Below are 3,067 nucleotides of genomic sequence, written 5' to 3'. Positions count from 1 at the left end.
TATTTCTGATGATGTAAATGAAGCCAATGGTTATAATCCTGACCATTGGCTCTTAATAGGTTTGCTACCATATCTTTTTCTTTTTTTAATTCCCTCTGTGTAATCGCCACTATATCACCACCTCGTATATTATGTTTAATTACTTTTTGTCGGACATATTTAATCTATATTTTCTTGGACGTCCGAGGATATTCCTAGATAATGAAAGTAAGGATCATTTGGGACAATTCCTTCACCACCTGTAGATATAACTACAAGGAAAGACTGTTTCCCAGTGTTCGCTTTATGCTTCCTACTCACAGGCTGTTCCCCTTACTTCAAACCTAGCTGTTAGTAGCGCTAGGGCGGCTTTTGGAGTAAGAATAAGTTCTTATACACGAGGATGTTGGTCAGCGATCACACTAGGGATATCCCCAGACGTCCAAGAAAGTTTCCAGTGATTCTAAAAGAAAGGAGGAGTTTTCTCATGAAATTATTTGTAGGTTTAGATGTGAGCTCTCAAGATGCGAAAATTTGTTTTTTAAATGGTGAAGGGGATTGTTTACAATCATTCACTATTACAAATGATTTACCTGGCGCTTTGATTTTAAAGAAAAAAATTCTAGACACAGCTTCTAAATCCAATTGTAAAATCATTAAGATTGGATTAGAATCTACATCAATTTATAGCTACCACCCAGCCATGTTCCTTCATAATGACAAGGAACTTAGAACCTACGGTTCTCAGGTATTTATGATTAATCCAAAACAAATTTCAAATTTTAAAAAAAGCTATCCGGAAATGGATAAAACCGATACAATTGATGCATTTGTCATTGCAGACTATGTTCGTTTTGGTCGCCATACGATGTCTATTGTAAAAGAAGAACAATATATGGCCTTACAACAATTAACTCGTTCTCGCTATCAACTCGTACATGCTTTGACGAAAGAAAAACAACATTTTCTTCAACACCTAGGATTGAAATGCAGCCAATTTACTCAAGACGTTGAATCCTCTGTATTCGGAAATGCCATGATGGAATTATTTCTAGAACGATTTAGTTTAGAAGAAATGGCTCAAATGCCTTTACAAGAGCTCGTTTTTTTCCTTCAGGAAAAAGGAAAAAAGCGTTTTGGTAATCCAGAAGACGTAGCGAAATCCATCCAAAAAGCTGTTAAAGGTTCGTATAGATTAAGCAAAGTCGTAGAAGATTCTATTGATCTCTTACTAAGCACCTCTATTCAGATTATGCGCACCTATCAAGCTCAAATTAAGGAGATTGAGAAAGGTATAGAAAGTTTGATGTCAACGTTACCGCAAACCCTTGACAGTATTCCTGGTGTAGGTCCTGTATTCGCGGCAGGTATTGTCGCTGAGATTGGTCAAATTGACCGCTTTGCCGATGAAACACGTATCGCAAAATATGCAGGCCTCTTCTGGAAAAAATACCAGTCTGGTCGCTTTACTGCAGAAAATACATCCTTAACAAAATCAGGAAATCCGTACTTACATTATTACCTAGTTGAAGCCGCCAACTCCGTAAGACGTCATGTACCTGAATATCGTGATTATTATACGAAAAAGTCTGCAGAAGTGCCTAAACATAAGCACAAACGTGCCCTCGTCTTAACTGCAAGAAAATTTGTGCGTTTGGTTGATGCGCTACTACGCAATAACCAAATTTACGCGCCTGGAAGGGGCGTTGATAGATGATATCTAGCGACATCTTTCCTTTCCTTTAAATACCATTAATTCACAATTGGTTGATGGTCTAGTTTCCTATTGCCTTTTTTAAGCTGTAATACTAGATTTAATAGTTCAAGTACTAAAATACCTACTTGACATCACACCACAGGTCTTTCAATGATTATGTGATTACTTCTGATATTGTTCTTTGCAATTTTTAACAAAAAAACTAATTTCTTTTTCAAGCTCTGATGCTTTAATTTCTGACAGCTTAATATCTTTTTTCGGCTTTCCTTTTTCATAGTACGCAAGAGAACTTCGTCTTTGAGATAGCCCCCAATCATGTGGATTGCTGGTACCTGGTATATCCTCACGTTCTTCATCTAACTCGTGTACTTCAACATTTTCTTGTTTAGCTACTTTTTTTACAAAATGAAGCCAATCTTCTCGCTTTTTCTTGTCAGCGCTTAACATAACAAAACCTGTGCCATCTTCACTCATGAACTTCTTCATTTCTAACGGACTAAGTTCCATTATTTCCCCTTTTCCCGAACTAAAGACAAATGTTGAACCAATACCAATTGCAATTAACAGTCCAACAACAGCGGAAATGACCCACCCTTTTCGACTCATGTATTTTCCTCCCTATGTCATATTTGTATAAGCGATTTTGAAGTGTGATGAGACACATTTAAACTTCAACATCTGTCTTTATTTTATAACATTTAAAGGAAAGTGGGATAGAAAATGGAAACATCATTTATGGCTGGAATGACGAACCCTGTATTGGCATGCGTATAGAAACTAACCCCGACCTAGCCTCTATATGCCCAATACTGCACTACGTATTTTGGCATGAACGTAGAACCTTATGTATCTACTGTTTGTATGGCTCATCGCTTCTTCAGAATGTCAAAATGGGATATTCCTCACGATCACTAGCGCAAACAGATTTTTGATACAATGTATTTCCCAGTGGTCACAGATGAGTTTTACGTTCTTACTCACCTAACGATAATCGTATACCTAACCCCTCTAGTGACCTTTTGAGGGGAGGCACGCATATATATTGTATATTTCACCTTTCTACATCTTTACTGAAAGGAAGAGGTACACAATATATATCTAAATTGTCAAAGAACAACTTACTTTGTGCTATGTTCTCAGCACACTTCAAAATCGCTTTTTTTATTTACACTTTTGTTTTACAGCTACTAATTCCGCATGTTTATTTTTTCGTTTGGCAATTAAGTTTTGATGTTCATCTCTAACCGAGCGCACTTGATAATAAATTTGAGCCACCTTTTCAATGCTTCCTGTGCTATTTTCAATTGCGATGGTGCCTTTCAGTTCGTATGTTTTTCCATCAAAAGTTTTAACACTATGAGCTTGTGATGC

4 protein-coding genes are annotated in these 3,067 nt (G+C 36.8%); 1 reads left to right on the top strand and 3 read right to left on the bottom strand.

Going from position 1 to position 3,067, the window contains the following annotated elements:
* Positions 1 to 159 precede the first annotated feature (159 nt).
* Positions 160 to 300, bottom strand: coding sequence for a hypothetical protein (locus BM089_RS31305; protein WP_014990590.1), 141 nt, complete (start codon positions 298 to 300; stop codon positions 160 to 162).
* 166 nt (positions 301 to 466) lie between these two features.
* Here BM089_RS31305 and BM089_RS30210 point away from each other — a divergent pair, with 166 nt between their 5' ends.
* A complete protein-coding gene (locus tag BM089_RS30210; RefSeq protein ID WP_090979172.1) occupies positions 467 to 1,696 on the top strand; it encodes an IS110 family RNA-guided transposase in 1,230 nt (409 codons plus the stop codon).
* Between the two features lie 162 nt (positions 1,697 to 1,858).
* Here BM089_RS30210 and BM089_RS30205 read toward each other — a convergent pair whose 3' ends face one another.
* Both BM089_RS30205 and BM089_RS30200 read right to left on the bottom strand, forming a co-directional pair.
* Complete coding sequence (locus BM089_RS30205; protein WP_090979169.1) at positions 1,859 to 2,302, bottom strand: hypothetical protein; 444 nt, start codon at positions 2,300 to 2,302, stop codon at positions 1,859 to 1,861.
* Between the two features lie 555 nt (positions 2,303 to 2,857).
* The coding region (locus tag BM089_RS30200; protein WP_090979167.1) for a hypothetical protein at positions 2,858 to 3,067 on the bottom strand (210 nt) is incomplete at its 5' end.

The organism is Bacillus sp. 5mfcol3.1, from assembly GCF_900114335.1.
GTDB lineage: Bacteria > Bacillota > Bacilli > Bacillales > Bacillaceae_G > Bacillus_A > Bacillus_A thuringiensis_S.
Note: the sequence above shows the minus strand (reverse complement) of the source record. Positions and strands in the feature narration are given on the sequence as shown.